Source organism: Thiolapillus sp. (genome assembly GCF_048562965.1).
In the GTDB taxonomy this organism is placed as follows: domain Bacteria; phylum Pseudomonadota; class Gammaproteobacteria; order Chromatiales; family Chromatiaceae; genus Thiolapillus; species Thiolapillus brandeum_A.
Genome location: NZ_JBHNMF010001414.1, coordinates 1 through 637, shown reverse-complemented (window position 1 = coordinate 637; position 637 = coordinate 1). Strand labels below are relative to the sequence as shown.

Sequence of the window (637 nt, the reverse complement as noted above, 5' to 3'; positions counted from 1 at the left end):
ATCATAGGGCTGCTGTATATCGCCGGCTTGAGGCGTGCAGAAGTGGTCTACCTGCAACGGAAAGACGTTGATATCAAGAACCAGGTACTGACCGTTATTGGAAAAGGTAACAAACAAAGAAAAGCATTTTTGGACATCGGCACCATCAATGCGCTCAAAGACTGGCTCAAATATCGTACGGACATAGCGGGGCCATTATTCGTCCGTGTGCTGAAGAACGGCACGCTAAAATTCAGCGGCCTGACTGACCAAGCTATCTACGAAATCGTCAGAAAACGCTGGAAACAGGCCAATATCCCTCCGATATCGCCGCACGACTTCCGGAAAACCTTCATCTCATCACTTCTTGGCAAAGGCGTGGACGTTTTCACCGTTCAACGAATGGCGGGGCACGCTGATCCACAGACCACCAGCAAGTACGACTTGCGCCCGGAAGAGGATGCGCGGGCAGCGACTGAATTGCTTCATCTTCCATACACCAGTAAGTGACTGAAAATCTTATGGTCTTCAAATTTAGCTGTTGTTGTGAAACTTTAGCCTTTGTTGTGGAATTCTTTAGCGCTTTAGTTGTGCGTCCACACCTGGGGTAGGGTCTTCTGGAATCAATCAAGTAAAAAACGATAACATTCCATTATCA

General features: G+C 47.7%; 1 protein-coding gene. It reads left to right on the top strand.

Features of this window, described 5'->3' with window-relative positions; genetic code table 11:
• Nucleotides 1–489 (top strand): tyrosine-type recombinase/integrase (locus tag ACOCD2_RS24680; protein ID WP_293675590.1); only part of this gene is annotated, 489 nt, incomplete at its 5' end.
• Nucleotides 490–637 lie beyond the last annotated feature (148 nt).